The organism is Sporosarcina thermotolerans, assembly GCF_030067815.1.
In the GTDB taxonomy this organism is placed as follows: domain Bacteria; phylum Bacillota; class Bacilli; order Bacillales_A; family Planococcaceae; genus Sporosarcina; species Sporosarcina thermotolerans.
The window spans coordinates 2758453-2785278 of sequence record NZ_CP125968.1 but is presented as its reverse complement, the minus strand read 5'-3'; the positions used below and the strand labels follow the sequence as shown (position 1 = coordinate 2785278).

General features: G+C 42.4%; 22 protein-coding genes, 4 pseudogenes and 1 other annotated feature. Of the genes and pseudogenes, 23 read left to right on the top strand and 3 right to left on the bottom strand.

All coding sequences use genetic code 11. The features are described 5' to 3' along the window. The first annotated feature begins 2 nt into the window (after positions 1-2). From rpmA to QNH10_RS15685, 15 genes and pseudogenes are all read left to right on the top strand, one after another. On the top strand, positions 3-293 hold the full coding sequence (gene rpmA, locus QNH10_RS15755) for a 50S ribosomal protein L27 (protein WP_251624735.1): 291 nt from the start codon (positions 3-5) through the stop codon (positions 291-293). Between the two features lie 200 nt (positions 294-493). Further along, positions 494-1012, top strand: a complete 519-nt coding sequence (locus tag QNH10_RS15750) for a Spo0B domain-containing protein (protein ID WP_283732294.1) — start codon at positions 494-496, stop codon at positions 1010-1012. A gap of 11 nt (positions 1013-1023) precedes the next feature. Then, positions 1024-2319, top strand: coding sequence for a GTPase ObgE (gene obgE / locus QNH10_RS15745; RefSeq protein ID WP_283732293.1), 1296 nt, complete (start codon positions 1024-1026; stop codon positions 2317-2319). 80 nt (positions 2320-2399) lie between these two features. After that, positions 2400-2855: an ACT domain-containing protein gene (locus QNH10_RS15740; protein ID WP_283732292.1), complete on the top strand. Its 456-nt coding sequence runs from the start codon at positions 2400-2402 to the stop codon at positions 2853-2855. A gap of 28 nt (positions 2856-2883) precedes the next feature. Further along, positions 2884-3747: a prephenate dehydratase gene (pheA, locus tag QNH10_RS15735; RefSeq protein ID WP_283732291.1), complete on the top strand. Its 864-nt coding sequence runs from the start codon at positions 2884-2886 to the stop codon at positions 3745-3747. Between the two features lie 188 nt (positions 3748-3935). Further along, positions 3936-5255, top strand: coding sequence for a LysM peptidoglycan-binding domain-containing protein (locus QNH10_RS15730; RefSeq protein WP_283732290.1), 1320 nt, complete (start codon positions 3936-3938; stop codon positions 5253-5255). A gap of 7 nt (positions 5256-5262) precedes the next feature. After that, complete coding sequence (locus QNH10_RS15725; RefSeq protein ID WP_283732289.1) at positions 5263-6132, top strand: phosphotransferase; 870 nt, start codon at positions 5263-5265, stop codon at positions 6130-6132. Positions 6133-6366: 234 nt separating this feature from the next. After that, a pseudogene (locus QNH10_RS15720) lies at positions 6367-6710 on the top strand (MerR family transcriptional regulator); the annotation flags it as partial. Between the two features lie 44 nt (positions 6711-6754). Then, positions 6755-7897 (top strand): RNA-guided endonuclease InsQ/TnpB family protein, encoded by a 1143-nt coding sequence (locus QNH10_RS15715; RefSeq protein WP_283732288.1) that lies wholly within the window; start codon positions 6755-6757, stop codon positions 7895-7897. Positions 7898-8038: 141 nt separating this feature from the next. Continuing rightward, positions 8039-8644 (top strand): Holliday junction branch migration protein RuvA, encoded by a 606-nt coding sequence (gene ruvA, locus QNH10_RS15710; RefSeq protein WP_283732287.1) that lies wholly within the window; start codon positions 8039-8041, stop codon positions 8642-8644. 33 nt (positions 8645-8677) lie between these two features. Continuing rightward, positions 8678-9681 (top strand): annotated as a pseudogene (ruvB, locus tag QNH10_RS15705) (Holliday junction branch migration DNA helicase RuvB). Positions 9682-9719: 38 nt separating this feature from the next. After that, the gene (queA, locus tag QNH10_RS15700) at positions 9720-10760 is read left to right on the top strand and encodes a tRNA preQ1(34) S-adenosylmethionine ribosyltransferase-isomerase QueA (RefSeq protein ID WP_283732286.1); all 1041 of its coding nucleotides are present in this window, start codon (positions 9720-9722) and stop codon (positions 10758-10760) included. A 38-nt stretch (positions 10761-10798) separates the two neighbouring features. After that, a pseudogene (tgt, locus tag QNH10_RS15695) lies at positions 10799-11937 on the top strand (tRNA guanosine(34) transglycosylase Tgt). Positions 11938-11974: 37 nt separating this feature from the next. Next, on the top strand, positions 11975-12247 hold the full coding sequence (gene yajC / locus QNH10_RS15690; RefSeq protein WP_283732284.1) for a preprotein translocase subunit YajC: 273 nt from the start codon (positions 11975-11977) through the stop codon (positions 12245-12247). A gap of 107 nt (positions 12248-12354) precedes the next feature. Beyond that, positions 12355-12997, top strand: a pseudogene (locus QNH10_RS15685) (DUF421 domain-containing protein). Here QNH10_RS15685 and QNH10_RS15680 read toward each other — a convergent pair. Then, positions 12991-14508 (bottom strand): putative polysaccharide biosynthesis protein, encoded by a 1518-nt coding sequence (locus QNH10_RS15680; protein ID WP_283732283.1) that lies wholly within the window; start codon positions 14506-14508, stop codon positions 12991-12993. The pseudogene QNH10_RS15685 and the gene QNH10_RS15680 sit on opposite strands and share 7 nt — an antisense overlap. 99 nt (positions 14509-14607) lie before the next feature. Between QNH10_RS15680 and QNH10_RS15675 the strand changes: the two genes are divergently transcribed. From QNH10_RS15675 to dtd, 7 genes are all read left to right on the top strand, one after another. After that, positions 14608-14916: a post-transcriptional regulator gene (locus tag QNH10_RS15675; protein WP_283732282.1), complete on the top strand. Its 309-nt coding sequence runs from the start codon at positions 14608-14610 to the stop codon at positions 14914-14916. Positions 14917-15043: 127 nt separating this feature from the next. After that, positions 15044-17314 carry a protein translocase subunit SecDF gene (secDF, locus tag QNH10_RS15670; protein WP_283732281.1) on the top strand — a complete coding sequence of 757 codons (2271 nt, stop codon included), beginning with the start codon at positions 15044-15046 and terminating at the stop codon, positions 17312-17314. Between the two features lie 96 nt (positions 17315-17410). After that, on the top strand, positions 17411-17752 hold the full coding sequence (locus QNH10_RS15665) for a LapA family protein (protein ID WP_283732280.1): 342 nt from the start codon (positions 17411-17413) through the stop codon (positions 17750-17752). A 132-nt stretch (positions 17753-17884) separates the two neighbouring features. Beyond that, positions 17885-20233 (top strand): single-stranded-DNA-specific exonuclease RecJ, encoded by a 2349-nt coding sequence (recJ, locus tag QNH10_RS15660; protein WP_283732279.1) that lies wholly within the window; start codon positions 17885-17887, stop codon positions 20231-20233. After that, on the top strand, positions 20224-20736 hold the full coding sequence (locus QNH10_RS15655) for an adenine phosphoribosyltransferase (protein ID WP_283732278.1): 513 nt from the start codon (positions 20224-20226) through the stop codon (positions 20734-20736). Before recJ ends, QNH10_RS15655 begins: the two co-directional genes overlap by 10 nt. A 144-nt stretch (positions 20737-20880) precedes the next feature. Continuing rightward, entirely contained in the window at positions 20881-23076 is a 2196-nt protein-coding gene (locus tag QNH10_RS15650; RefSeq protein ID WP_283732276.1) for a RelA/SpoT family protein, read from the top strand. 16 nt (positions 23077-23092) lie between these two features. Then, on the top strand, positions 23093-23533 hold the full coding sequence (dtd, locus tag QNH10_RS15645; RefSeq protein WP_283732275.1) for a D-aminoacyl-tRNA deacylase: 441 nt from the start codon (positions 23093-23095) through the stop codon (positions 23531-23533). A 37-nt stretch (positions 23534-23570) separates the two neighbouring features. On the opposite strand, the gene QNH10_RS15640 is transcribed toward dtd, so the two are convergent. Both QNH10_RS15640 and QNH10_RS15635 read right to left on the bottom strand, forming a co-directional pair. Further along, positions 23571-24848, bottom strand: a complete 1278-nt coding sequence (locus QNH10_RS15640; protein WP_283732274.1) for an N-acetylmuramoyl-L-alanine amidase family protein — start codon at positions 24846-24848, stop codon at positions 23571-23573. After that, positions 24848-25105, bottom strand: a complete 258-nt coding sequence (locus QNH10_RS15635) for an SH3 domain-containing protein (protein ID WP_283732273.1) — start codon at positions 25103-25105, stop codon at positions 24848-24850. Before QNH10_RS15635 ends, QNH10_RS15640 begins: the two co-directional genes overlap by 1 nt. A gap of 152 nt (positions 25106-25257) precedes the next feature. Beyond that, positions 25258-25489: a binding site (T-box leader), on the top strand. A 62-nt stretch (positions 25490-25551) separates the two neighbouring features. Between QNH10_RS15635 and hisS the strand changes: the two genes are divergently transcribed. After that, entirely contained in the window at positions 25552-26823 is a 1272-nt protein-coding gene (gene hisS / locus QNH10_RS15630) for a histidine--tRNA ligase (RefSeq protein WP_283732272.1), read from the top strand. The last annotated feature ends 3 nt before the right edge of the window (positions 26824-26826 follow it).

The following is a 26826-nucleotide window of genomic DNA, read 5'->3' as shown; positions in this document are numbered from 1 at the left end:
TAATGTTACGTTTGGATCTCCAGTTTTTTGCATCGAAAAAAGGGGTAGGTTCTACAAAGAACGGTCGTGACTCTCATTCGAAACGTCTTGGCGCAAAGCGTGCTGACGGACAATTCGTTTCTGGCGGCTCTATCCTTTATCGCCAACGCGGAACAAAAATTCACCCAGGTGAAAACGTTGGCCGCGGCGGGGACGATACACTTTTTGCGAAAGTTGACGGCGTAGTTCGTTTCGAACGATTTGGCCGCGACAAGAAAAAAGTAAGTGTGTACCCTGTAGCTCAAGAAGCTTAATGTTATAACTGACATTGAAAGGACTGCATTTTATGTGCAGTCCTTTTTATTTTTAATTTTTCATCATTATTATCAAAGTGCTTGGTAAGAATTGTAGCGTCCGCCTAAAGCGAAAATTCGATATATCCTCCCATTATTTTTGACGAAACTCATATTCAAAATGCTATACTGTATAGTATGAAACTTTTGGCGGTGATAAAATGGGATCCGAAAAGCTGACAGTGGGAAAAGCATTAAAGTTTGCACGCCATGATTTTTTAAACGATTTACAACTTATGTTACTAAACCTGGACCTTGGCAATTCATCTGAAGCTAAAAAAACACTAATGGATACAACAGAACGCATGAGGCAACTATCGATGCTGGAAAAACTGCGTTTGCCCGAGACGGAAGTTTGGTTAACGACTTTCGAATGGAGGCATACTGCCTTTTCAAAAGTACTACAAAGTAATATTACAGCTGCTGAACGTTCAATCGACGATGCAGCACTAACCGATTATTTGGAACGTTTGATCAAAAGTGTCGAAACGGTTGTAGATCCATGGAATGAATACAACGTTCATATAACCGTGAATGCCAGTGAAATGAATTGGTCTATTCAGTTGAAAATAGATGGTCCACTTAAAGGCGTTCCGCTAATTCCAATGGCCGCCAATGGTATTGAAGTGACTGAGGAAATTCAAGATGAGCAATGCATGTTCACAATCAGTGGACAATAGGAGGAAGTAAAATGTTTGTCGATCACGTAAAGGTATATGTTAAAGGTGGTAACGGCGGGGATGGAATGGTTGCATTCCGCCGGGAAAAATATATTGCTTATGGAGGTCCAGCAGGTGGAGACGGAGGTAAGGGCGGCGACGTAATCTTCAGGGTGGATGAAGGATTACGGACGCTAATGGATTTCCGTTACCAACGCCATTTCAAAGCTCCTCGAGGTGAGCATGGCGGAAGTAAAAGCATGCACGGTAAGGGCGGAGAAGACATGGTCGTAAAAGTACCGCCGGGCACAATTGTGAAGGAAGTTGAGTCCGGAATTATCATTGCGGACCTTGTTGAACATGGCCAAACTGCTGTCATCGCAAAAGGTGGCCGTGGGGGACGTGGGAACTCACGCTTCGCAACACCACAAAACCCTGCTCCAGAACTCTCCGAAAAAGGGGAGCCGGGAATCGAAAGAGAAGTCACTCTTGAGTTGAAAGTTCTTGCGGACGTGGGATTGGTAGGTTTTCCGAGTGTAGGGAAATCGACATTATTATCCGTTGTGTCTGCAGCTAAACCTAAAATTGCCGATTATCATTTCACAACGCTTGTACCGAATCTTGGCATGGTTGAACTAGAAGGCGGAAGAACCTTCGTCCTTGCAGATTTGCCGGGTCTTATTGAAGGTGCGCACGAAGGAGTCGGGCTTGGTCACCAGTTTTTACGACATATCCAGCGAACGCGGGTCATTATCCATGTTGTCGACATGTCTGGACTTGAAGGCCGTGACCCCTTCGAAGATTTTCAGACAATCAATGAAGAATTGGAAAAATATAATTTGCGTTTGATGGAGCGTCCACAAATTATAGTCGCGAATAAAATGGACATGCCTGATGCTGAGGGAAATCTGAAGGAATTCAAGGAAAAGTTAGCTGACGAAGATGCGTTGATCTTCCCGATTTCGGCACTCGCTCACGAAGGGTTGGATCAGCTACTATTTGCCGTTGCCGATCTGCTTGAAACAACTCCAGAGTTTCCGATGTATGAAATTGAAGACGAGGAAGAGGAGAATCGCTCCGTTCTTTACAAACATGAAAAAGAAACGGCTGATTTTAAAATCACTCGTGATGATGACGGTGCATACGTACTTTCCGGTTATGCAATTGAACGTCTATTTAAGATGACTGATTTCAACTTTGATCAATCCGTCCGTAAATTTGCCCGTCAAATGCGCGGAATGGGAGTCGATGATGCACTTCGTGAACGTGGTGCAAAAGACGGGGATACGGTTAGACTTCTTGACTTTGAATTTGAGTTCCTAGAATAATGTCTTTTATAGTTATTGTGTCCAACATCTACTCCGGGTGGCAACCGCCACCCTCCGCTTTTGATTTAAGGAGGCATTCCATGAAACCATTGGGGGAAGGGCAATTTTATCTTGTAAGAGAAGATGTGCTCACTGAATCGATGTTGAAAATGCTTGAAGCGAAAAGATTGCTCGCTAGCGGTGAGGAAAAAACAATTCAAGAGGCGACCAAACGGGTTGGACTTTCCAGAAGTGCTTATTATAAATATAAGGATACTGTATTCCCGTTTGAGTCGATTGCCCGTGAGCGTGTCTTAACAATATTCATTCAATTAGAAGATCGGAAGGGTTCACTTGCATTGCTTTTACGAGTCATCTCGGAGGCAAAGTGTAATGTGCTGACAATCCACCAGACTATACCGGTGCAGGGTCGAGCAAATATTACGCTTTCATTGGATGTAACCGAAATGGAGATTAGAATGGAGGAGTTCATGCATAGGTTGAAAGCCCCGAATTTTATTGACTCCGTTCATCTGATCAGCTCAGGGGCATTATAATAATCAGTTGCTTTAGGAGGTACTGAAAATGGTTGAAAAACAATACACGCCAACGGTCGCTTATTTGGGTCCTGAAACGTCATTTACTCATGTGGCTGCAACACTCCTCTTTGGAGATGTGGGCCTGGTACCACAACCAACGATACCCGATTGTATTGAAGCTGTAGCGGAAGGGAAAGTCGCTTATGCGATTGTTCCTCTTGAAAATGCACTCGAAGGGTCAGTACCGATGACAATCGATTATTTATTCCATGGGAGTGAGTTGTTTATCAACGCTGAAATATCAACTCCAATTGAACAGCATCTCATGGTGAATAAAATACGGAAGGATGAGTCGGGACAACTGCAATCGATTCATTCCCATCCAGTGGCGCTTGCTCAATGCCATAAATATTTGCAATATCATTACCGCCGTACGCCATTGATGCAGACTACATCTACTGCCGCAGCTGCAAAATACGTTTCCGATAACCCGGAACTAAATATTGCGGCTATCGGTAATCGATTGTCTGCTGAAAAATACGGACTACATATAGCAGAAGAAAATATCCATGATTTCCATTTTAATCATACCCGATTTGTTGTTTTGTCCCAGCGAAAGGGCTTTTTGGATATACCTTTCAAGTCGGAGTCGTCAAAAACAACATTAATGGTGAAATTGCCGGAAGACGATCGTTCGGGGGTGCTTCACCAAATACTTTCCGTTTTTGCCTGGCGCAAACTCAATTTAAGTAAAATTGAATCCAGGCCTATGAAGACGGGATTAGGAAATTATTTTTTTATCATAGATGTATTGGAAGATGAAGAGCATCCTATGTTGAGAGGCGCACTTGAGGAACTTACATCATTAAATTGCGCTGTTCGCTCATTCGGATCGTATTATACGTTTTAACCAAGGCCCTTGAACCGAATTAATTTCGGCTCGGGGTCTTTTGTATTTAGTAGATACAGATTGTTTTTTGATGAATAATAGATCCAATTCCGCAATATACATAGTATGAGAGGGCGCCAATCACGAATTTGCGTCACATAGACGGGCGTTCGTTCATACGATGGATTGATGGAAGGGGGATTTTGTTAGTGGATGTCCATATTGTTGTAAAAGGGGATACGTTGTGGAAGATTGCACGACAGTACGGTATCCCTTTTGAAGATTTGAAAAGGGTCAATGCCCATTTGGCGAATCCGGATTATATTGTACCAGGAATGAAAATATTCCTACCGAAGAAGGCGGAACATAAGCCGGGCGGGAAAGGTCCGGAAAAAATGCCTGAGAAACACCATCATCAACCTGCAGCGCCGCCAATGGAGAGGCACCATCATCAACCTGCAGCGCCGCCAATGGAGAAGCACCATCATCAACCTGCAGCGCCGCCAATGGAGAAGCACCATCATCAACCTGCAGCGCCGCCAAAGGAGAAACACCATCATCAACCTGCAATTCCGCCAATGGAGAAGCACCATCATCAACCTGTAGCTCCGAAGCAGCCAATTCCTTTGCCGCATGAGAAAGAAAAGGTGAAGCCTATGCCGCCAGCAGCGCCGCCGCAAATGAAGCCACCTGTTCCACAACCGCCTGTAATGCAACCACCGAAGCTACCGGAAACGCCACCAGCACCACCAGTGATGCCGCCACCTGCACCGCCGGTAATGCCGCTACCAGCACCGCCGGTAATGCCGCTACCAATGCCGCCAATGGCTTTTCAGCCTTGTTTTCAGCCTTGCTGTCAACCGATAATGCCTTTTCATTGTGGTTGGGTGCCGATATACGATGCCGATTGCATGCCGATTATGCATCCAGGTTTTGCACAGCCAACACCACTCCCGGCGATGCAAATGCCTCCACAGCAACTTGGAACTCCATCTTTCCCTGCTCAATCGGGAGTAATGCCACCGTTGATGGATATTAGTGAGGAAGAAGAGTACGAGGAATCGCCGATTCACCCAGGGGGTGGAATGGGTGTTTCACCAAATTATCCAATTAGTGGGTGGGAGTTAACTGAGTCTCCAACAATGGAATCTCCAACAATGGAAATGCCAATGGAGAACGAGATGATGAATCTACCACCTGAACAACAGCCATATATTCCGCAAATGATTTCGCCTGGATTCCAACCAAATCAAGGCGGTATGTTGCCGCGTCCTCAGGACGTGTTTGGAGCTAATTTCCCATGGCATATGTATTGTTCTTGTGGATGCCATCAGTTCCCAGGACATTTTCCGGGATTTGATAGTGGATTCTACCCAACGAATATGATGCCGATGCAATCAATGCCGGCGATGCAACCGATGATGCAACCAATGCAACCAATGCAGCCGATGCAAATGTTTCCAACGCAAATGTACCCAATGAATATGCAACAGTTCAATTTAATGGATAATAACGGCTGCGGATGCTGACCGGCGTATGGCGCTGGAAAAGAACATTCGTAAAGTAAAGGATAATGTATGGAAATTGCAAGAAGGCGAAGCCTCCTACTCATTAAAAAAATATAAAACCCGATCTACGGCAGTGAAAGTAGAGTATGTACATCGGCAGCTCCAGACAATCAGATTCCCGCATATTGTTCCGATCATTTCGACGGAAGATCCGTTATATATCATGCAGCCTTGGATTGAAGGAACAAAACCAGTCAACTTTAGAAAAAGGGTAGACCGAACGGATTCACTAATGGCTCTTCAAGCGTTGCATGAGACAAAAGAGATGATTGATTGGGATGCTTCCCCGTATCTGCATAGATATCAACTTATTGATAAATGGCAAGAAAGATTGGAACGTTTCATCGATAATCGCAATGCAAGTGAAAATTACCTTGGTAAAAAGACGGTCGACGAAATTATTCTATATGGAAAGAAAGCTCTTCCTTTGATAAAGAAGCAATACCGTCAACCCTTTGGCCAAACTTTACTTCACGGCGATGTCGTACACCATAATATTTTGCGTGATGAAAATGGAATGATTCGCTTTATCGATTTTGATCTTGCATGTACGGGGCCTCCCGGAACTGAGCTTGCGCTTTGGATGCATCGTGTACTACCGAATATCGGCTATAACCTTGAATTTCTTTTAGCGGAACAATCCGCCTTAAATGATTTAGATAATGCTTCAAAATCAATGCTGCTTTATCCAAATGAGCTGTTAAGGGAATGGCTTCACCTTTTAAACTTACCTAAGAACAAGCAATATAATCTTGCAAGGAAACTCATACCATTTACAGAAAGCGCCCTCTCTTCCTGGCCGAAGCTATGGTATGATGTCGAACGGAATATGAACTAATTCAGTGCAACCCATTATAGATGAGCCAATAAGCCGCTTTGACAGCGGCTTATTTTTTTTGCTCCCACACACCGGGGGAGGCATTAACACATCTATAGATAGAAAATCCGTTCGTATGCTATAATAGTTTCTATACTTTAGGGGGGCTTATAACAGACGACTCAAGGTTAAAAAATAGAAGAAATTTCAAGTTTATTATATTTTTTTGTATAACGAAATTAGCGGTGATAGAGAATGAAATATTATTCTATTGGCGAATTCGCTGAATTGATCGGGAAAACGAGTCAGACATTAAAAAAATGGGATTAACAAGGGGTTTCCAAGCCGCATCATGTTAAAGCGGTTATCGATATTATTCGTACGAACAGCTCCGTCACTTCTTAGGCGTTTAAAGGTGAACGACAACTGAATAAAGTGGTGAGGTTATTGCAGGGTTAGCTCGCAGAATCAAAAAGATGACCTGGATAAAAATTGAGAATGTCAAAACGTATTATGTTGCAATAGGTTATCAATTTGAAATCATAACGGATGTTGAAAGCAGGATGAACTGCAATAAAAAGGGATTAAACAAACTAATCGTTAAGCAAACAAAGCCAAGAAGATGATTAGGAGTTGTTAGAGAATGATTCTTGCGAAGAAAATCAGACTCCGACCAACTAAAGAACAAGAAAAACAGTTATGGAAGTCTGTAGGTACTGCCAGATGGGCGTATAATTGGGCGTTAAACAGACAACAGGAAAACTTCATGCAGGGAGACAAGTTTATTTCCAATAATGACCTGCGGAAAGAACTGACAAAACTGAAACAAATGGAAACATTTTATTGGTTATTTGACGTATCAAACAATGTTACAAAACAGGCGATAAAGGATGCTTGTATAGCATATAAAAATTATTTCAAGGGGAAGGCCAAGTATCCTAAATTAAAAAGTCGTAAAAAATCAAAGCTATCCTTTTATAATGATACCGGCAAATTAAAAGTGAAAAGGAATTTGGTGTTGATCGAAAAGGTAGGTTGGATAAAAACAAGTGAGCAGATTCCGATGGGGGTTTCTTATACCAATCCGAGAATTAGTTTTGACAATAAATATTGGTATATTTCCGTGGGGATTGAACAAGAATTTGAACAGCCTGAACTAACAGATGAAATCATTGGAATTGACTTAGGGATTAAAGAGTTGGCTGTTTGTTCCAATGGTCAAGTATTTAAGAATATCAACAAAACCAAAGAAATAAGAAAGACCGGGAAACGCTTGCGTAGGTTGCAACGAAGCGTATCGCGCAAATACGAGATGAATAAGGAGGGAGACCGTTTCGTCAAAACGAGCAACATTATAAAACTTGAAAACCGGATACAACACCTACACAGGCGATTATCCAATATCCGAAACAATCATATTCACCAGGCAACTAACGCTATCGTGAAAACCAAACCAAGCAAAGTTGTGATGGAGGACTTGAATGTGAGTGGCATGTTGAAAAACCGCCATCTTTCAAAAGCAATTGGAGACCAGAAATTCCATGAGTTCATTCGCCAAATGAAATATAAGTGCGAAAAATATGGAATTGGATTCACTAAATCGGATCGTTTTTACCCGTCCTCCAAAAAGTGTTCATCATGTGGAACGATTAAAAAAGACCTGAAACTGTCTGATCGTGTGTTTTCATGTGAATGTGGATTGAAGTTGGATCGGGATAGAAATGCATCATTAAATTTGGCAAGCTATGAAGGATTAACAGTTTTGTCACCAACAAGACACTGTTAATGTGTAGGGTTCGTTGTACCCGAATTTACGCTTGTGGACTGTTAGAACAAACGAAATTAGCTTCGGCAAAATCGGACAGGATGAAGCAAGAATCAAACAGGCTTTATAAAATTTTATAAGGTTTTGGCAACGGAGAATGATTTGTACGATTATATTAAAGGGATTGTCACACGTGTGACACCGGAATACATAACGCTCGAGCAGGGGGGCGTTGGATGGCAGATTATGACTCCTAATCCATATGCATTCCACAGGACTGAAGAAATTCAACAAGTATTTACCTACTTGCATGTCCGTGAAGATATGCAGTGGCTGTTGGGATTCAAATCACTGGAACAGCGCGAACTGTTCAAAAAACTCATCACTGTTTCGGGTATCGGTCCGAAAGGCGCACTTGCAATTTTGGCGAGTGGCATCCCATCACAAGTAATTGGTGCAATTGAAAGGGAAGATGAAACCTTCTTAGTCAAATTCCCAGGTGTTGGTAAGAAGACTGCGAGGCAGATGATCCTTGACCTAAAAGGAAAACTTGGAGATCTTTTCTCCGAAATCGAAATGCCGGATACGGAGGCTACACTTCTTTCAATGGCTGAAAATGACGCGTTGGAAGAAGCGATCCTTGCATTGCAGGCGCTTGGCTATTCTCAGCGGGAACTGACCAAAGTGAGAACAGAGATGCAAAAGGAAGAATTGGATACGGAAGGTTATATGAAACTTGCGCTACGCTTATTATTGAAACAGAAGTAGGTGGAATCTGTTTGGAAGGAGGAATAGGCAGGCATGGAACGAGTCATTTCAAGCGAGAATTCCAATTATGACGATAGCTTCGAACAATCGTTGCGCCCGCAGACGTTGCAACAATATATTGGACAGGAAACTGTAAAGGACAATCTGAGTATTTTCATCCAAGCCGCAAAGGGTAGAAATGAAAGCCTGGATCATGTCCTTCTTTATGGTCCTCCGGGACTTGGAAAGACAACATTGGCGACAGTTATTGCCAATGAGATGGGTGTCAATGTGAAAATGACAAGCGGCCCCGCTATAGAACGGCCAGGGATCTTGCAGCCGTCGTCTCATCATTGGAGCCGGGAGATGTCCTTTTCATCGATGAAATACATCGCTTGAACCGGTCAATCGAGGAAGTGCTGTATCCGGCAATGGAAGACTTTTGTCTCGATATTGTTGTCGGGAAAGGGCCATCCGCAAAGTCGATAAGACTTGACCTACCTCCATTCACACTGATAGGTGCTACAACAAGAGCAGGCTCTCTATCCGCGCCGCTTAGAGACCGTTTCGGAGTACCACTTCGTCTTGAGTTTTACAGCGAAGAACCGTTAAAAGAAATTGTCACAAGAAGTGCAAACCTATTCGACGTCGCTATCGATGAAGGTGCGGCTGTAGAAATTGCCAGAAGGTCAAGAGGGACACCGCGGATTGCGAACAGACTACTACGGAGGGTACGGGACTATGCACAAGTCAGGGGAAATGGAAGCATTACTTTTGCAATTGCTAAAGAGGCCCTTGAAATGTTGCAAGTCGATTCCCATGGCTTGGATCATATCGACCATAAATTACTCTTAGGTATGATTGAGCGATTTCGTGGCGGCCCGGTTGGAATTGATACGATTGCTGCAAGTATTGGGGAAGAGTCGATTACTATTGAAGACGTTTACGAACCCTATTTGCTGCAAATCGGCTTCATCCAAAGAACACCTCGTGGTAGAATCGCTACACGACTTGCCTACGAACACTTCGGCCTAACAGCCCCCGAAACAATAAATTAAATGTACTTAGTTAAAGATAGAAGGAGTCTTCGCAAATTATGGATGTAAATGATTTCGACTTTGAATTGCCGGAAAGTCTAATAGCACAAACACCATTAAAAGATCGTACAGCAAGCCGACTAATGGTACTGGACAAAGTTACAGGAGAAATTGAACATCATCAATTCCGTCAAATTGTCGATGAGCTACAGGCAGGAGATGTACTCGTACTTAACGATACACGCGTCCTTCCCGCCCGTTTAATCGGAATTAAGGAAGATACCGGTGCATCAATCGAAGTCCTTCTCCTAAAAGAATACGGCCAAGACGAATGGGAAACACTTGTGAAACCTGCAAAACGGGTCAAAGTCGGAACTGTCATATCGTTTGGTAATGGTACGTTACAGGCAGAATGCACTGAAATATTGGAACAAGGTGGCCGAGTATTCCAATTCCGTTATGAAGGCATCTTCTATGAAATTTTAGATGAACTCGGACAGATGCCTCTACCTCCATATATCACCGAAACACTCGATGATCAATCGCGCTATCAAACTGTTTTTGCAAAAGAAAGAGGATCCGCTGCAGCTCCTACTGCCGGTCTTCATTTTACTGAAGAGATCCTGCAGGAAATCAGAGACAAAGGCGTTGGTGTTGAGTTTATCACTTTACATGTAGGTTTAGGTACATTCCGTCCAGTCAGTTCTGATACGATAGAAGAGCATACGATGCATTCCGAGTATTATCACGTAACCGAAAGCGCTGCAAACGCGATTAACGAGGCAAAGTTAAGTGGTGGAAATGTCATTGCTGTTGGTACAACCTCTGCTCGCACACTTGAGACAATTGCTTCGCAAAATAATGGGAAAATTGTTCCTACGAGCGGTTGGACTTCCATCTTCATCTATCCGGGGTATGAATTCAGTATTCTTGACGGGATGTTGACGAATTTCCACTTACCGAAATCGACGTTAATTATGTTAATATCGGCCATGACGACGCGGGATCATATTTTAGCTGCATATAAAGAAGCAGTGAAAGAGAAATACCGATTTTTCAGTTTTGGTGACGCAATGTTTATCAAGCCTCCAAAAAAGTAATGGGAATAAGATTCCTAAATTAGAAAGGGTAGTAGTTAATGGCAGCAATCACATACGAACATATTAAGACGTGTAAACGGACGGGTGCCCGTTTAGGTATCGTCCATACGCCACATGGATCATTCGAAACTCCTGCCTTCATGCCTGTCGGAACGCAAGCAACCGTCAAGACAATGTCTCCAGAAGAGCTTAAAGCGATGGGTGCAGGAATAATTCTTAGCAATACGTATCACCTATGGCTAAGACCGGGACATGACGTCATTAAGGAAGCTGGCGGCCTTCATAAATTCATGAATTGGGATCGGCCAATCTTAACGGATTCAGGCGGTTTTCAAGTATTTTCATTGAGCGAATTCCGTAAAATAGAAGAGGAAGGTGTCCATTTCCGTCACCATTTGAATGGAAGCAAACTTTTCCTCAGCCCGGAAAAAGCGATGGAAATTCAGAATGCACTTGGTTCGGACATCATGATGGCATTTGACGAATGCCCTCCATATCCCGCGACATTTGAATATATGAAAGCGAGTGTCGAACGTACATCTCGATGGGCGGAACGTTGCCTGAAGGCGCATGCCCGTCCTGAGGATCAAGGTCTTTTTGGCATCGTGCAAGGTGGGAATTCGAGGAACTTCGTAAACAAAGTGCAAGAGACCTTGTTTCATTGGACTTCCCGGGTTATGCTATCGGAGGATTGTCCGTCGGTGAACCGAAAGATGTCATGAACCGTGCGCTTGAATTCACAACTCCTTTGTTGCCGGAAAACAAACCGCGTTACTTGATGGGAGTCGGTTCTCCGGATTCATTGATCGATGGTGCGATACGCGGAGTTGATATGTTCGACTGTGTTCTACCTACGCGTATTGCTAGGAATGGAACACTTATGACGAGCGAAGGACGCCTCGTTGTGAAAAATGCGAAATACGAGCGCGATTTCGGACCATTGGATCCGAACTGCGATTGCTATACTTGCAAAAATTACAGTAGGGCATACATCAGGCATTTGATCCGTGCGGGTGAAACCTTCGGTATTCGATTAACGTCTTATCATAATCTCCATTTCTTATTGAATTTAATGGAGCAAATTAGGGAAGCAATCCGCAATGACCGTCTCGGAGATTTCCGAGAAGAGTTTTTTGAGCAGTATGGATTTAATAAACCAAATGCAAAAAACTTTTGAATCTTGTATAATAAACCGAGAGAAAAGGGGGAATAAAATGGGTGACTCATTAGGAACTTTGCTTCCGATTATCGCAATGTTTGCAATTATGTGGTTTTTGTTGATCCGACCTGCACAAAAAAGGCAAAAACAGACTAAATCAATGCAGGAAAGTTTAAAACGCGGTGACAAGGTTATTACAATTGGCGGAATTCACGGTGTAATCGACGCAGTGGATGAAGGTTCTGTATTCTTGAAAGTAGCGGACGGTACAACTTTGCAATTCGATAGACAAGCTGTTGGTCGTGTTGTGGATGCAAGCGCATCTTAAAACTTTTAAAGAGGCAGTCACACAGTTATACTGTGGTGCTGCCTCTTTCTTATTTTGTATATTCCGAACTACGATTAGGCATCCTTACTTGGATAGGAGGGATTGCTTTGTCTGATTTAGTAATAATTGGTGCAAGGACAGTATTTTTGTATGTGTTAGTATTAATCATTCTCCGGGTAATGGGAAAACGAGAAGTAGGGGAATTAAGTGTTATTGATGTAGTTGTGTTTGTTATCATCGCGGAAGTCGTAGCAATTGCTCTTGAATCGCCTGAAAATAAATTAAGCCATACGATATTGCCCATGCTTATCCTCTTAGGTATCCAGTTGTTAACTTCTTATATTTCTTTGAAGAGTAAGAAATTTAGGGATCTTGTTGATGGAGATCCAACTGTTATCATTGAAAATGGTGTCATACTAAGAAAAGGAAATGAGGAAACAAAGGTATAATATGGATGATTTATTCCAACAACTTCGTGAACAACAAATTGGTTCGGTACGTGAAGTCTCCTACGCTTACTTAGAACCTTCGGGAAATCTTTCGGTTTTTAAGTATGATCAAACTCAGCCAGTTCTTGCGCTTATTTCAGATGGTGTAATCCAAAGCAGTCATCTTCAAATTATTGGGAAATCCAAGGGGTGGCTCGTTGACGAATTGCAAAAACAAGGTGTCAATGATGTCAAGCAGGTTTTCTATTGCTCATTTGAAGATGGAAGGCTCCACCTCCAACTAAAAGAAGAGTATCAATAAAGTTTTGCAAGTCGTTTTAGCATTAATACATCATTTTTCTTCACTTGGCCGAATAAAAGCAGGATTACAAGAAGGAATGCTGTCGTAATTATGCATTCAAACAACAAGCCGAATTGTCCGATTGGAAGGAAAATAGGACGCATGACAGCTGTCAGGATGAATGATACATATGGCAATGCAAACATTGTAAAACCTGCAGCTGCGGCTTTGTTTTTCCTTAGTGTGGCGATATGGAGGAAAGAGGTGACAAGCACACCAAAGCCGATCGCCAGAACGGCCCCTGTTTCCTGTAGCCCGGGTTGTGATGCCAAAACGAACATCACTCCCAATTTTGCAATTCCTCCATAGACTGAATTCATCATTCCTGCTTTTGCATCTCCAGTCGCTTGCAAAATGGAATACAAAGGCCCCTGAATATAGTAGAAGAAAAAAACAGGTGCCAATAATGTCATATAGGATCCGCCTTCGGTAATTTTGAAGAGCTTTTCTGCAAGATCCTGTCCATGAACGTAAAATACTGCTGCTGCAAAAGCGCCAGTCAAGGCGGATAGTCGTAATGCCAGTTGAATCCGTTCTTGTAGCTTCTTTTTATTGCTCGAGGCTGCAGCCCCGCTCACGGCTGGTACAAGCACTACAGAAAGGGCATACGGAATGAATGAAGGGAAGAGCAACAGAGGTATCAGAACCCCTGAGATGATACCGTAAAGCGATGTGGCGGCAACGGCCCCGACTCCAGCCATGGAAAGGGCACGTAAAAAGATAATTGGCTCTAAAAACCAAGTGAATGTACCGAATAATCTGCTTCCCGAAGAAGGCAGGGCAATAGACAAAAGTGGTTCCATCGGGAATTTCTCTTTCTTTTGAACGGGATACCGTTCACGTTTCTTATGCTGCTGATATTTATACCATAAATAACAAGCTGAAAGAGCCTCCGCAAGAAGGGTGATACCCATTGCATATGCGGCATTCATAGCGGTGTTATCTGGCGTTAAGAACATCGGCAACATCCAAGTTATTAAGGCGATACGGCAAATTTGTTCAATAATTTGGGACCATGCTGTTTCTTCAATCCTAACAATCCCTTGAAAATATCCACGTATAAGACCGCAAACTGCCGCGATCGGTATAATGGCGATTCCAACGTATAAAGTAGTTGAAGAAGCCGCATTCCCTAATAATGTTTCTGATAAATAAGGAATAAATAAAATGGATAATGGAAGGAAAATGACCCCAGTTATAATCGTTATGACGGTTGCTGTTCTCATGACAGCCGGCAACTTGGCGGTTTCTCCATTTACCTTCAGCTCTGCAATTACTTTTGCGACGGCAATTGGGACACCTAATTGGACAAGGGATAAAAAGAAGATAAAGGCAGGATAGGCAGTCATATAAATACCTACAGCCTCTTCGCCAGCTACCCGCATAAACTGGATTCGAAAGACGAATCCTAATAGCTTGGTCATAAAAACGGCAATCATTAATATGGCGGTTCCACGTATGAAAGTGGACATTCATAAACAACTCCTTCTAAATTCCGGTCATTTCGTTTACACTAAATCTATGCACAAGTTTGTCTATTTACGACTGAACAGGAAAGGATGGGGAGTGTGATGATTCAATTCGGACAATTATTCAATCATGCAATACCCGCAATCGAAAGCAAAAGGGATGAATTCCGGTTATATGGCTATTCGACTGTAACAAGTGAAGAAATATGGAAATTCTGTATCCGTAGAAAATGGCGCAAAAAAAATATCGAACAGATGCCCATCCACGAGATTGTGAACGGCATCCTTCGATTGTCAGCTGCTGAGTTTATGACCTTTACTCAAATTGAAGAGCAACGGGATGCGAATTGGTTCTCAGATTTACATAGCGAGGAGCTTCAATTGCTTTTATCACCAAATAGTAAGGAGTAAAGTTTTACATTTATGGAACGAAGCTATTTGACAGATGGCTGTCACTGTTTCATAATTGGAGTATTGTATTTTTAAAAACTGTACATGGCAATCATTTCACAGCTCCGTACAGAGGGGGAACAATTTTATGAAAAAAAGAAGTAGGATAGTGGCGTTTTTACTCGTGCTTGTTTTATTCGGGTCATTAGTAGGCGTTTCTATTAAACCAATTATAAAAGATGTACGACTTGGCCTCGATTTACAAGGAGGATTCGAAGTCCTTTATGAAGTTCAGCCTCTGAAGGAAGGTCAACAGATTACGGAGTCCGTAGTCGTGGATACCTCAGGCGCTTTACGGAACCGCGTTGACGTCCTCGGTGTTAGTGAGCCAGTCATCACAGTTGAATCGAATAATCGGATTCGAGTTCAACTCGCAGGTGTCGAGGATCAGGAAGAAGCTCGTGAGCTATTATCGACTCAAGCGAATTTAACATTCCGCGATGCAGACGATAACCTTCTTCTAGACGGAACCGATCTAAAAGAAGGTAAAGCAAAAGCTAACTTTGGACAATATGGCGATCCGGTTGTTACGCTTGAAATGAAAGATCCGGACAAGTTCGGAAAAGTAACGTCGGAAATTGCAAAAAAACCGAAACCTGAAAACGTCATGGTTATTTGGATGGACTTTGTAGAAGGTGTTGACTCTTTCAAAGAAGAGGTAATGAAAGAAAAAACGAAGTTCATATCCGCACCATCTGTAAGACAAACAATCAATTCATCCAATGTTGAAATTTCAGGAAGCTTTACTGTTGAAGAAACAAAGAAATTGGCTGGAATCTTGAATGCCGGTGCACTTCCTGTCCATCTTGAAGAAATCTACTCCACTTCCGTTGGTGCTCAATTCGGTGCACAAGCGTTGGATAAAACGATTTTGGCAGGAATTATCGGTATTTCATTAATTTTCATTTTCATGTTGTTTTATTACCGTATTCCTGGAATTGTGGCAGTTATTACATTATCCATCTATATCTATTTAATTCTTGTTGTTTTTACAGGCATTAATGGTGTTCTTACACTTCCTGGTATTGCGGCCTTGATGTTAGGGGTCGGTATGGCGGTTGATGCGAATATCCTGACATACGAAAGGATTCGAGAAGAACTGCGGGTAGGAAAGTCAGTGAAATCTGCCTTTACGACTGGGGCGAAATCTGCATTTACCGCTATCTTGGATGCCAATATTACAACCTTGCTTGCAGCAGTTGTTCTATTCATATTCGGGACAAGCTCAGTTAAAGGTTTTGCTACAATGCTCATTATAAGTATAATGGTCAGCTTCTTGACAGCTGTATGGGGCTCAAGGTTATTGTTAGGCCTACTTGTTCAAAGTGGTGTTCTTGACGGGAAAACAGGTCTCTTCGGTATTTCGAAAAAACGAGTCCATCCAATTGAAGAAGGTGTGGACACGCTTGACCTTACAACGAAATTCGATCGATTTGATTTTGTTAAGACGCGCAAGATGTTCTATGTCCTTTCCATTGTATTAATTATTGCAGGTATAATTGTATTAGGGATCTTCAAGTTGAATCTTGGAATCGATTTTGCAGGTGGTACACGTGTCGAAATCTTATCGGATACTCCATTAACGACAGAGGAACTCTCAAATACACTTGAGGAAATAGGCCATCCTGCGACGGATATCGTTATTTCCGGTGATACGAACAATATTGGTGTTGTACGTTACAAGGAAGAGTTCAAACAAGAAACTGTTAATAAAATCAAAAGGGATCTAATGGCTCAATATGGTGCAGATCCTAACATTTCAACCGTTTCCGATACGGTTGGTAAGGAATTAGTGAAGAATGCTTTCTATGCATTGCTTTATGCTGCACTTGGTATCGTCGTCTATGTTGCATTCCGATTTGAATGGCGGATGGGTGTTGCCTCCATTGTCGGTCTAATCCATGACGCATTCTTCATGGTTGCCGTATTCAGTATTTCAAGGCTTGAAGTGGATATCACATTCATAGCCGCGGTACTGACGATTGTCGGTTATTCAATCAATGACACGATTGTCACCTTTGACCGGATCCGAGAGAACTTGCATAAGGTTGGCAAAATCAAAGACGCAAATGAATTGGCGGTAATTGTCAATAAATCATTACGTCAAACATTGAGCCGTTCAGTGAACACTGTATTGACCGTCATCTTTGTTGTAGTAGCATTAATTGCACTTGGTGCGGAGGCAATCCGTCCATTCTCAATTGCATTGTTGATCGGTTTACTTGCGGGAACTTATTCATCCATCTTCATCTCCGCTCAAATCTGGTTTGATCTGAAGAAGAAGGAACTGCAAAAGACGGGAACAATAAAAGTTGATAAAGAGAAAAAGAAATGGGGATCAGACGAACCTGTTGTCTGATTTAGAAAGCATGTACAATGTTTAAATCCATAATGGAACAGGGTATACATAAATGTATATCCTGTTTTTACTTGTATGAAAGGGATGTGGTGAAGTATGAAGATGCAATGGTCGTTGATAATAAGTCTTATTTTTGCAATTATCATTGCCGTTTTTGCTATACTGAATGTTGAGTCGGTACAAGTGAATTACCTATTTGGAAAAGCACATCTTCCACTCATCCTTGTTATACTGTTCACAGCATTTTTAGGTGCTGCCATAAGTGGATTCATAACAATGTTCAGATCAATTAAAGCAAATCGACGAATCAATGAGTTGAAAAAGGAAATGACAGCGAAGGAAATCCTAATTGCTAATCAGCAAAATGAAATAGCGGCTTTGCTACAACATATAGCTGACGTTGAAGTTAGGAATGACAATATCGATGAAAAGCAGTAAATATTGCATCCATATCTGAATATGTGGATGTTTTTTTATTTGTAAAAGAGTTAGCGAATTGTTAATTCGGGATAATTCCTTTCAGTGGTCACTTATATCCTCTATAATAAGCATTAAAGGAAGTGATGAGCGTTGATAGAATCGATGAAAACCTGGACGATCAACCGTCCAGATGAACATATCGTAAATTTATTCATGAACGAGTTAGGCATTCCGTCAATACACGCAAAAATCTTAGTGTCGAGAGGTATTACAGATCTCGATCAGGCTAAGTCATTTTTACATATAGACGAAAGTTGCCTGCATGATCCTTACTTACTTTTTGACATGGAAAAAGCGGTTACGCGAATCATGCATGCTATTGAAAGGGACGAAAAAATAACTGTTTACGGTGATTATGATGCTGATGGAGTTACGAGTGTGACCGTCTTGACAACTGCTCTTGAGCAATTAGGTGCAACTGTCGATTTTAAAATACCTAATCGTTTTGAACACGGTTATGGGCCTAATATTGAATTATTCAAAGTGATGAAAGAGGAAGGAACTGCTCTTATTATCACCGTGGATAATGGAATTTCTGGTTTGGAGGCGATAGCGTTTGCAAAGTCCGTTGGAATGGATGTTATCGTCACTGATCACCATGAAATCGGCGATGAGCTACCAATTGCGGATGCCATCATCCACCCACGGCATCCTGAAGGGATCTATCCTTTTGGGGAGTTGGCGGGAGTCGGCGTGGCGTTTAAATTGGCATGTGCCCTGTTGGGGGAAGTGCCAGAAGAACTTTTTGAGATAGCTGCAATCGGTACTGTTGCAGACCTTGTTCCGTTGAAAGATGAAAATAGGTACATCGTCAAGGAAGGCATAAGACGGATGCGGATGTCCCATAGACCGGGTATCCAGGCTCTAACAAAAGTTAGCGGAACGGAGCAATCTTCCTTATACGAAGAGTCATTGGGCTTTATGATCGGTCCAAGGATTAATGCTCCAGGGCGCTTAGGTAGTGCGAATCCAGCCGTCCATCTATTAAAAACGGAAGATATGATGGAAGCTGTGTCCATTGCAGAGCAATTGGATTCGTTGAATAAGGAGAGACAGGCGCTTGTCGCAACTATTGCGGAAGAGGCTGAGCAAGAGCTTATTGAAATGTACGGGGACATGCTGCCGTATGTTATCGTCCTCGCGGGGGAAGGATGGAACCCAGGGGTAGTCGGCATAGTCGCCTCCCGATTGACTGAAAAATATTATCGACCGTCAATAATACTATCAATTGATAAAGAATCAGAAAGTGCAAAAGGATCCGGACGTAGCATTCAAGGTTTTGATTTGTTCAAGGAATTGTCGAAGAACGCCGATTTACTGCCGCATTTTGGAGGCCATGAAATGGCGGCAGGTATGTCACTTTCCCTTGAAGATGTCAATTCGCTAAGAGACCGTTTGAATGAACAAGGGAAAATGGCGATGACAGATGATATTCTGACACCACGTCTAAAAATTGATGTGCCACTTGAGATAGGTGAAATAGAAGTTGATGTGCTAGAAGGGTTAGAATCGCTACGACCTTTCGGGGTAACTTTTGAAAAGCCAGTTTTCCTAATCGAGGATCTGTCTGCAACAACGATTCGAAAGATCGGTGCAAATAAGAATCATTTAAAACTTGAATTGTCGGATGGTAAAAATAGCATTGATATTATCGGATTTGGAAATGGGGCTATCGCCGATGAGATAAGCCCTGGAGTTAAATTATCCGTTACAGGGGACTTGCAAGTGAATGAGTGGAATGGCAGGAAAAAGCCTCAATTGCTGTTAACGGATTTACAGTCAAATGAACGTCAACTATATGACTTGCGTGGAATTCGTGAACCGAATAGATGGATTTCAATTATCCCTCAAAAGAACAATCTTTTCATCGCTTTTCAGGAGGCGTCGATTGGTCATTTTCAATCCTTGCTTAAAAATGTCCAGATTCATCAATTCGGACAAGTGGAATTGATGGAAACGGACCATGTGATCCTATTGGATATGCCAGAGTCTACGGACCAGTTAAAAGAGTTAATCGACCTTACGAAACCAAAACGGATATATGCGCATTTTCATGTCAATGAATCTGTGTACTTTGAAGGAATTCCTTCCCGAGAGCAATTCGGTTGGTATTATAGTTTTCTTAAAAAACGGGGCACCTTCGACCTGCGAAAGCAGGTTCAGGAATTATCCAAGCATAAAGGATGGAAGGTTGACACAATTTATTTCATGACAATGGTGTTTTCGGAGCTTGGATTTGTTAAGATAGAGAGTGGACTTGCTTCAGTACAAGAAGATGCGTTAAAGAAGAAACTTTCCGAGGCTCCTTCCTACCAAAAGAGGGAGAGACAGATTGAACTTGAAAATAAGCTTGTTTACGCTCCGTATACGGAATTGAAAAATTGGTTTGATGAAGTTTGTAAAGAAACAGCTAACAGGGAGGAACAATTATGGATTTGAAAAGTTTTGTAACAATCGTGCCTGATTATCCGAAAGAGGGTATCAGTTTTAAGGATATTACAACGATTATGGATAATGGGCAAGCTTATAAATATGCTACCGACAAAATTGTCGAGTTTGCAAAAGAAGTAGGGACAGATATCATCGTTGGTCCTGAAGCAAGAGGTTTCATCATTGGATGCCCAGTTGCTTATGCACTTGAAGTGGGTTTTGCTCCTGTCCGAAAACCTGGGAAACTGCCACGTGAAACGATTGCAGTGGAATATGATCTTGAATACGGTAAAGATAAATTGACAATCCATTCGGATGCCATTAAACCCGGGCAGCGGGTATTGATTGTTGATGATTTACTTGCGACAGGTGGAACAGTCGGCGCGACAGTGGAACTTGTCGAAAAATTGGGCGGCGTCGTAGCTGGATGTGCGTTTTTGATTGAACTTTCCTATTTGAATGGTCGCGAAAAGTTAAAAGGGTATGAAGTTAGTGCGTTAATGTCATATTGAAATATAAAATATGAAATAGTAGGGTCCTTCGCGAAACAGCGAAGGATCTTTTTTAGTTCTCAGGGCTTTACATTCATAGCCATTTATACATACAATAGAAATATGTTTAATTTTTTTGCGGAAAAGGTTGAAAGGAGTAATAAAATGGCGAAAAATCGTGACATGACGACAGATGAGATTTTCGAACTGATTGCTTCCTATATGAATGAGCAACATGTCGCGTTCGTCAAAAGAGCGTATAGGAGCGCAAAGGCTGCTCATGATGGGCAGTTCAGAAGTTCTGGCGAGCCATATATTCTGCATCCCATCCAAGTAGCTGGCATTTTAGCAGAATTACAGATGGACCCATCTACAGTTGCAGCGGGTTTCCTTCATGATGTTGTAGAAGATACAGACGTCAGCAGGGAAGATATAATTCGCGACTATGGAGAAGAAGTTGCGATGTTAGTCGATGGTGTTACAAAGTTGGAAAGACTGAAGTTTAAGTCGAACGAGGAGAAGCAGGCAGAGAATCACCGAAAGATGTTCGTTGCGATGGCGAGGGATATTAGGGTTATTCTTATAAAGCTCGCGGATCGTCTTCATAATATGCGTACGTTGAAACATGTACCTGAGGAAAAGCAACGAAGGGTAGCGGCAGAGACTTTAGATATTTTCGCTCCACTCGCACATCGCCTTGGAATTTCAACGATAAAGTGGGAGTTGGAGGACACTGCACTTCGTTATTTGAATCCACAGCAATATTATCGGATTGTCAATATGATGAAGAAAAAGCGTGATGAACGTGAGAATTATTTATTGAATGTAATGGATTTAGTACGCAAAGAAATTGGCGAAATGGAACTTGAAGCTGAAATCAGTGGAAGGCCAAAGCATTTGTATTCCATCTACAGGAAAATGGTACTTCAACAAAAGGAATTCAATGAAATATATGACCTTCTTGCAGTGCGAATCATCGTCAATAGCATAAAAGATTGTTACGCAGTTCTTGGGATCATTCATACATTGTGGAAGCCGATGCCGGGACGGTTTAAGGATTATATAGCAATGCCAAAGCAAAATCTTTATCAATCAATCCACACAACCGTCGTTGGTCCCGCCGGTGATCCGCTTGAAGTGCAAATCCGTACAGGGGAAATGCATAGGATTGCGGAATACGGGGTTGCTGCACACTGGGCATATAAAGAGGGGAAAACAGTCTCCGAAAAGCCTAATAATATCGATTCCAAGTTAAAGTGGTTCAGGGAAATCCTTGAATTCCAAAACGAATCATCGAACGCGGAAGAATTCATGGAATCATTGAAATTCGATTTGTTTTCCGACATGGTATACGTATTTACACCGAATGGTGATGTAATTGAAATTCCACAGGGCTCCGTACCGATTGACTTTGCATATCGGGTCCATTCCGAAGTTGGAAACCGGACGATTGGTGCGAAAGTAAATGGAAAAATGGTTCCATTGGATACTGAATTATTCACAGGTGATATCGTTGAAATACTTACCTCTAAACAATCATTCGGACCAAGTCGAGACTGGTTGAAAATCGCGAATACTTCGCAAGCAAGAAATAAAATTCGTCAATATTTTAAAAAGCAATTAAGAGAAGAGAATATTGTAAAAGGCACGGAAATGGTCGAAAAAGAAGTGAAGATGCAGGAATTCGATTTGAAAGCTGTGCTGACACAGGAAAATATTCAGCGCACTATCGACAAATTCAGCTTTACTTCTGAAGAGGACATGTATGCTGCGATTGGGTCCAACGGGATCACAGCTCAACAAGTTGTAAATAGGTTGGCGGAGAAGATACGTAAGGAACGTGACCATCAGGAGACAATTGATAAAATCGTTTCGGATATGAAGTCTCCACAACAAGTACGTACGACTGAATCTGGTGTTATTGTAAGAGGGCTTGAGAATTTGCTGATTCGCCTGTCAAGATGTTGCAATCCTATCCCAGGAGACGGTATTGTTGGATTTATCACGAAAGGTCGCGGCGTTTCCGTTCACAGGTCAGATTGTCCGAATATCCATACCGAAGAGGATACTGACAGGCTAATTGATGTCGAATGGGCGGTCGACTCGAGTGAAGCAAGAAAAGACTTCCAAGTGGATATTGAGATTTCCGCTTTCGATAGACAAGGACTTCTTAATGAAGTGATGATGGTTGTTGCTGATACTAAAACACCAATGGTCGCTGTAAGTGGGAAGGCCGATAAGGAAAAAATCGCAAAAATCAATATGACGATAAAAATAACGGATGTTACTCATTTACACCGGATTGTCGATCGTATTAAACAAATACGCGATATCTTTTCGGTGGAACGTATAATCCATTAATGGGAAGGTGTTTTACTTGAGGGTCATCTTACAAAGATCTGGTAAAGCGTCCGTAACAGTCGCTGGGGAAGTGACAGGCTCAATTGATAAGGGTTATGTCCTTCTTGTAGGCGTTACACATGAAGATACAAAACAGGATGCTGATTATATAGTTAAGAAAATAGCTGGCCTTCGATTATGGGAAGATGATGAAGGAAAGATGAATCATGCCATCGATAAGGTAGAAGGTGCCATTCTTTCTGTTTCCCAATTCACTTTGTATGGAGATGTAAGAAAAGGACGCCGTCCAAGTTTCATCGAGGCAGCAAGACCGGAACATGCGGAGCCGCTTTGGAACTATTTTAATGATGCTTTACGTGAGCAGGGCTTGCAAGTCGAAACAGGAATTTTTGGTGCCATGATGGACGTGGAATTAGTTAATGATGGCCCGGTTACAATTATTATCGAATCAAAATGAAAACCGCAACTCCTTATAAAGGGGCTGCGGTTTTTTGTTAATTCTTATCGAAATATTGAATGATACCTTGATAAATACCATGTGTTGCCTGCTCGCGGAACTTTTCGGTAATAAGGATCCGTTCCTCCGAAGGATTGGACAGGAAACCTAATTCTACAAGAATTGAATTCTTCTTATTCTCACGTAGGACTAAATAATTGGCAGGTTGCGCGCCGCGATTACGGAGGTTAATGGATTTCTCCAGTCCACTGTTCACCGCTGCTGCAAGTGCTTTTTGGTTGCTATTCGTGTAATAAGTTGTGAATCCAGTAATCGATGTATTCGGGTTTGCATCATAATGCAGGCTGATAAAAGCATCAGCATTTGCTTGCAAGTTGATGGAAACACGTTTACGTAGCGAGATGTACGTATCGGAATCACGTGTCAGTATGACATTGGCGCCGGCGGCTTTTAACTTTGCAGATAAGGACTGTGCAGTCATCAGTGTAAGAAGTTTTTCATCGGTGCCGTGCAATCCCGTTGCTCCACGGTCATTGCCTCCGTGACCTGCATCTACAACGATTGTTAATCCTTTTAAGGTCCCTGTAGGACGATCGGACTTTCCATCATTACTTTGTAAATCTGCTTTTGTGACTTCACCAGAAGAAACAACCCATTTAGCAATAAATGCAGTTTCCCCGGCCGGTAATGCGACCTTATACCAATCGCCCTCTTCCGCTACTACGGTTAAGTTTTCCCCTGCAAATGCTCGTTTGACAATAGTAGAAGAGGTGGTTGCCGATTGCCTAATATTCGTTCCATTTGTTAAAACAGTCACTTTACTGACTGCGGATGAATCAGATTGTAGATTACTCTTTGGACCAATTGTACCGTGGAAGGAATAGACCCAAGCATCAGTTTTATTATCAAGTTTTATCTTAACCCAATTTCCGTCAACTTGAATTACAGGATAAACCTCCCCGCTTCGAATCAACCCGATTTTCTTCGAAGATAGTCCTGGTTCTTGTCTGACGTTCAGTGCATCGACTGACACGGTGAACTGTTCGGCCTCCGTTGCTTGTTGTTTTGAAGTAGTCCCGGCTTGTCCACTATCACTTTGTGAAATCTCCGTAATGTAATCTGTATGTACCCACCCGTCATTTCCGTTACTGACGATGGAAGACCAATCACCTTTTCGCCCGGTTACTTCAACTGCCTCCCCGGCCATTAACTGCCCAATTACAGAAGAGCTAGTTGATGGTTCGATTCGGATATTCAAAGCATTTACTTTTGAGACTGCCGTCTTTTTCGAAGTCCCAGCCGCCCCTTGGTCCACTACAAGCCAAGATGCAATCCACCCTGTACCTGACCCGACTTAACTTCATACCAATCCCCGTTGGTAGACATCACTTCAACTCGATCGCCTAATTTCATCGAAGCGGTCACAGAATAAGTCAGACCTGGTCCCGAACGGACATTTAGTGATTTAGTATTGATGATGACGGTTTCGCCTTTTGCAGAAATTGTAGGAAAATCGTAATTGACGGCGATGATTAGGATGAAAGCCAAAATCCATTTGCATAATTTCGACAAACTATCACTCTCCCTTTCTATCTATTGTAGAAGTTTTCCATAGAAAAAACCAGATGGAAATGAAAAAGGTTGACACTTCGGCTGCGAATGATTAAGATAAGGATTAATTCAAACTAAGAGTTGTTTCAAAACAAAGGTTAAATGAAAACAAAATTACGCTGATGACATGGAAAGTAACTATATTGCGGGCTGACAAGAGAGGGGGGACGTGGCTGAAATCCTTCCTACAGACGGATAAAGTGAACAACACCATCGAAGCTCCGTGCTGAACGATTCATTTTCAGTAGGTGTGGACGGAACCGGCCGTTATCCGGATACGAGTGGGCATTTTAGTATGCCAATTTGGGTGGAACCGCGGAAGCTTGCATAGCTCTCGTCCCTTGTGAAAACAAGGGATGGGGGCTTTTTTTAGTTCCATAATGTGAAATATTGGAAGGGGTAGTCAAATGAATTTTAAAGTACCAAGGGGGACCCAGGACATTCTCCCATCAGAATCATGGAAATGGCAACAAGTCGAATCGATCATACGTGAAGTATGCGACATGTATCGCTACAAAGAAATCCGCACACCAATTTTCGAACAAACTGAGTTGTTTCAAAGAACAGTTGGAGATACTACCGATATCGTAACGAAAGAAATGTACACATTCACAGATCGTGGCGATCGTTCAATGACGCTTCGACCTGAAGGCACAGCACCTGTCGTTCGCTCATTCGTCGAGAACAAAATGTTCGGCTATCCGGACCAACCCGTCAAACTATATTATCAAGGTCCGATGTTCCGATATGAGCGCCAACAAGCTGGACGATATCGTCAATTTGTTCAGTTCGGTGTGGAAGCAATCGGTAGTGCTGACCCGGCAATCGATGCTGAAGTAATATCTTTGGCAATGGAAGTCTATAAACGCGCAGGTTTAACAGACATCAAGCTTGTCCTTAATTCATTGGGAGACAGCGAATCTCGAAATGCACATAGAGAGGCCCTTGTTACACATTTCTCACCACATATCGGTGAATTCTGTAAAGATTGTCAATCACGGTTAGAGAAAAATCCACTTCGTATACTTGACTGTAAAGTTGACCGTGAGCATCCATTAATGGCTTCGGCGCCATCATTGACGGATTACTTAAATGAATCATCGACGGCTTATTTTGAACAAGTAAAAAGCTATTTAGAAGAAATAGGTATCCCGTATGAGCTTGACCCGAACTTAGTCCGTGGTTTGGACTATTACAACCACACTGCATTCGAAATCATGAGCACTTCAAAAGGCTTCGGCGCCATCACGACGCTTTGCGGCGGTGGCCGATATAACGGATTGGCCGAGGAAATCGGCGGTCCATCCGCACCAGGAATAGGATATGGAATGAGCATTGAACGTCTACTATTAGCGCTTGAAGCTGAAGGGAAGTCCTTTATGCAGGATCCCGAGTTGGACGTCTACATCGTAACGCTCGAACAAGCGGCACGTCGGAAAGGTTTCAAATTACTGAACGAACTTCGTAAAGCTGGGATTCGTGCGGATATGGATTATATGGATCGTAAAATGAAGGCGCAAATGAAATCGGCCGATCGATTCAATGCTAAATCTGTAATTGTAATTGGAGAAGATGAAGTGAACGATCAAGTTGTCCAACTGAAAAATATGGGCGATGGTTCGCAGCAAAAAGTATCCGACGCGGCAATTATTGAAACAATAAAAGAACAGTTGAAATAAGGA

What these genes read in the sequence shown, in the direction of transcription:
- QNH10_RS15650 (WP_283732276.1), top strand. Translation starts at nt 20,881, where the DNA reads ATGGCGAAAAATCGTGACATGACGACAGATGAGATTTTCGAACTGATT.
- queA (WP_283732286.1), top strand. Translation starts at nt 9,720, where the DNA reads ATGGATGTAAATGATTTCGACTTTGAATTGCCGGAAAGTCTAATAGCA.
- obgE (WP_283732293.1), top strand. Translation starts at nt 1,024, where the DNA reads ATGTTTGTCGATCACGTAAAGGTATATGTTAAAGGTGGTAACGGCGGG.
- QNH10_RS15750 (WP_283732294.1), top strand. Translation starts at nt 494, where the DNA reads ATGGGATCCGAAAAGCTGACAGTGGGAAAAGCATTAAAGTTTGCACGC.
- QNH10_RS15665 (WP_283732280.1), top strand. Translation starts at nt 17,411, where the DNA reads ATGAAGATGCAATGGTCGTTGATAATAAGTCTTATTTTTGCAATTATC.
- QNH10_RS15655 (WP_283732278.1), top strand. Translation starts at nt 20,224, where the DNA reads ATGGATTTGAAAAGTTTTGTAACAATCGTGCCTGATTATCCGAAAGAG.
- yajC (WP_283732284.1), top strand. Translation starts at nt 11,975, where the DNA reads ATGGGTGACTCATTAGGAACTTTGCTTCCGATTATCGCAATGTTTGCA.
- rpmA (WP_251624735.1), top strand. Translation starts at nt 3, where the DNA reads ATGTTACGTTTGGATCTCCAGTTTTTTGCATCGAAAAAAGGGGTAGGT.
- QNH10_RS15715 (WP_283732288.1), top strand. Translation starts at nt 6,755, where the DNA reads ATGATTCTTGCGAAGAAAATCAGACTCCGACCAACTAAAGAACAAGAA.
- pheA (WP_283732291.1), top strand. Translation starts at nt 2,884, where the DNA reads ATGGTTGAAAAACAATACACGCCAACGGTCGCTTATTTGGGTCCTGAA.
- secDF (WP_283732281.1), top strand. Translation starts at nt 15,044, where the DNA reads ATGAAAAAAAGAAGTAGGATAGTGGCGTTTTTACTCGTGCTTGTTTTA.
- hisS (WP_283732272.1), top strand. Translation starts at nt 25,552, where the DNA reads ATGAATTTTAAAGTACCAAGGGGGACCCAGGACATTCTCCCATCAGAA.
- QNH10_RS15680 (WP_283732283.1), bottom strand. Translation starts at nt 14,508, where the DNA reads ATGTCCACTTTCATACGTGGAACCGCCATATTAATGATTGCCGTTTTT.
- QNH10_RS15725 (WP_283732289.1), top strand. Translation starts at nt 5,263, where the DNA reads ATGGCGCTGGAAAAGAACATTCGTAAAGTAAAGGATAATGTATGGAAA.
- QNH10_RS15675 (WP_283732282.1), top strand. Translation starts at nt 14,608, where the DNA reads ATGATTCAATTCGGACAATTATTCAATCATGCAATACCCGCAATCGAA.
- QNH10_RS15740 (WP_283732292.1), top strand. Translation starts at nt 2,400, where the DNA reads ATGAAACCATTGGGGGAAGGGCAATTTTATCTTGTAAGAGAAGATGTG.